The sequence below is a fragment of the uncultured Fretibacterium sp. genome (assembly GCF_938030725.1).
GTDB lineage: Bacteria > Synergistota > Synergistia > Synergistales > Aminobacteriaceae > Fretibacterium.
Genome location: NZ_CALHIQ010000132.1, coordinates 1 through 2,578, shown reverse-complemented (window position 1 = coordinate 2,578; position 2,578 = coordinate 1). Strand labels below are relative to the sequence as shown.

At 62.7% G+C, this 2,578-nt stretch carries 3 protein-coding genes; all 3 read right to left on the bottom strand.

Translation table 11 applies throughout. The features are described from left to right. Positions 1–125 precede the first annotated feature (125 nt). Complete coding sequence (locus tag Q0629_RS07790; RefSeq protein WP_298781037.1) at positions 126–794, bottom strand: hypothetical protein; 669 nt, start codon at positions 792–794, stop codon at positions 126–128. A 33-nt stretch (positions 795–827) separates the two neighbouring features. After that, a complete protein-coding gene (locus tag Q0629_RS07785) occupies positions 828–1,559 on the bottom strand; it encodes a DUF5058 family protein (protein WP_298781034.1) in 732 nt (243 codons plus the stop codon). 511 nt (positions 1,560–2,070) lie between these two features. After that, a partial coding sequence (locus Q0629_RS07780; RefSeq protein WP_298781031.1) for a methyl-accepting chemotaxis protein occupies positions 2,071–2,578 on the bottom strand: 508 nt, incomplete at its 5' end.

The window sequence follows — 2,578 nt, the reverse complement described above, 5'->3', positions numbered from 1 at the left end:
ATCTGGTGCAGGGTGCGGCGGATCCCCACGATGTAATCCTGCAGACCTTTACATTCCTTCCACAGGTTCATGATGATCTCCCTCCTTACTTTTCGAAGAAAAACGTTACTTAAAAAAAGAAAGCGTTACTTCCCCATGCCCATGCCGTACAGCACGCGGGCGAAGGTGATGCTTCCAAAGACCGAGATGACGATGAGCAGCCACGCGGCGATCGACGGGATGGCCCAGTGGAGGAGCAGCGGAAGTCCGAGGGCGAAGACGCCTACCAGCGGATACTTGATGGCGAAGTTGCCGAGGGTCCCGCCGAAGATGGCCGCTGCCGAATACTTCGTGAGGCCCGTCACGATAAACTTGGGGAGGACGGCGACGACGGCTGCGCCGACGACGGCCGCCAGGGTGGTGAAGAACAGGTTCATGATGATGGACCCGCAGATGGCCATGGTGGACGCAATCTCCGCCTGGATCGTGCCGGGCTGGCTGTCCGTGGCCTCGAGCGCCAGGGCCGCCACGGGGACGCGCATGTTCCCGATGTTGCCGGACAAGAAGCCGAGGTAGGTTCCTGCCATGCCCAAAGCCGCGTAGTAGGAGATGGGCTCAACGAGGTAGAAGGCGCCGAAGGAGGCGGCGGTCATGCCCCAGGCGGTGAGGACGACGTTCCAGTCCGGCCAGCAGTGGTGCGTGCTGCAGAGCCAGAGGACGGGGATAAAGGCCGTCGCGGCGGCGATGAGGTTGGTGGGCGCACCGATGAGGATGCTGCCCTTTTTCCATTCAGCCATGTGATCGTGTTCTGACATAGTGATTCCTCCTGAAGTGTGTGCGTCCAAGCCCTACTGCGGCATGACGGCGAAATACATGTCGTAGACCAGCGCGCAGGCCATCCCGAACAGCATGGCGATGCCGAGCGAGTACTCCATCAGCTTGGGGCACTTTGGCACGACGAACTTGACCAGGAACAACATGCAGAGCGCCCCGGCGATGGCGGCCGTCGCGTGCCCGGAGCTCTTGCGCAGCTCGCCGTGGACCAGGTAGCCGAAGATGCCGAGGGAGCAGGCGCCCGACAGGACCACCAACCACTTGGAGTCGCCGCCGCTGGCCTTCTCGCGGAGCTTCTCGATGGCCGGCGTGAAGAGTCCGGTAAACACCAGCCAGCCCGCTCCGTTGAGCGCCATGGCGAACCAGGAAACGGACATCGCGGTGAGGTCGTACCCCGTTCCTCCCAGCTCGACGCCGGAGGCCTGAGCGCCGTAGGTCGCGGCCGTCAGCTCCGTGGGGGCGGCGCCGATGATGGAGAGGCGCAACCAGGCCATGGGGCCTCCGATCGCTGCCATCAATCCCACCATGACGATGAAGACGCCGAGTGCGGGACCGATGGCGGTGATGAGGCCGACGCGCAGGGCCTTACTGCTGACCTCCACCGGAATGCCTGCGCGGATCCTGGTGCGGCGGGCCATGCACATGAACAGTATGGCCTGTAGAAACGCAATGCCCACCGTAATCGCGCAGAGCATCCAGATGACGCTCGAGTTCGCGATGTCCAAGTAGCTCTGTCCGTCCTGCATAAAAACCACTCCTTGAGTATAGATTGGCGGGAAGTCCGCCGAACACCCACAGGGCCGCGCGCCCGGCGCGGCCCCAGGGGATGTTTTGAAAGGGTTTCATAAGCTGCTTCAGCGCGCTCAGGTGCAAGGCCTTTCGAGCCGCACGTCGAACAGCGCTTCTTTAACAGAGAAGCGGACCTCCTTACTGGATTTACGCGTTGCCTCGCAACGCAATAAAACTTGCCCCTCCCTCTCCGAATCGTTCTTACGTTCGAGCGCTTGGGGGCGAGTGAATTCAGGCCGTCCTCAACGGCGTTCTCAAGGTGGGTAGTATCAAAACCGTTGAAACAATTATATCCGCAGGACGGACCGCTTGTCAATGGACGGCTTGATTTGGGCTTCGAACACAGCCGGCCTGATGGTCCGCAGCGTCCGCCTTGGAGGAGGGACGAACGGGGCGCGGGCAAAACGACGAACGGCGGACACTGAGTGTCCGCCGTTCGCCTTCCGTCAATTTACCTCACTCGTAGCCCTATCCCTTCAGGAAGGCGGGGTGCTCTTTCTCCCCGTCCAGCACGAAGGCATCCACCAGTCCGTTCAGACGTTCCGACGTCTCCGCCATGGACTGAGCCGCCGTGGCGATCGACTCCGCAGCCGTCGTCGTCTCGTGGCTGGAGTCCCGGATTGCGGCGGTGGAGTCCATGATCTTCGCGTTGGAGTCGCTCAGGTTCTTCATGGCCTCGGCGATCTCCTCGGAGGATGCGGCCTGCTTCTCCGCCGCTGCCGCGATGCTCTGGATCCCCTGGTTCAGGCTCTCGATGGCGTCCTGCGCGGCACTCAGCCTCTTCTGGGCAGACTCCGCGTCCTCCATCGCCTTCTGGAGCAGCGGCCCCGCGGACTCCGTCATGGCGGTGGAGCTCTCGGACTCCCTCTGCAGGTTCGCGATGAGCTTCGAAACCTCCTGGGCGGCCCGTCCCGACTCCTCCGCCAGCTTGCGGACCTCCTCGGCTACGACGGCGAAGCCCCGTCCCGCCTCGCCC

Coding starts and splice junctions, on each gene's coding strand:
- Q0629_RS07785 (WP_298781034.1), bottom strand. CDS start 1,559: ATGCAGGACGGACAGAGCTACTTGGACATCGCGAACTCGAGCGTCATC.
- Q0629_RS07790 (WP_298781037.1), bottom strand. CDS start 794: ATGTCAGAACACGATCACATGGCTGAATGGAAAAAGGGCAGCATCCTC.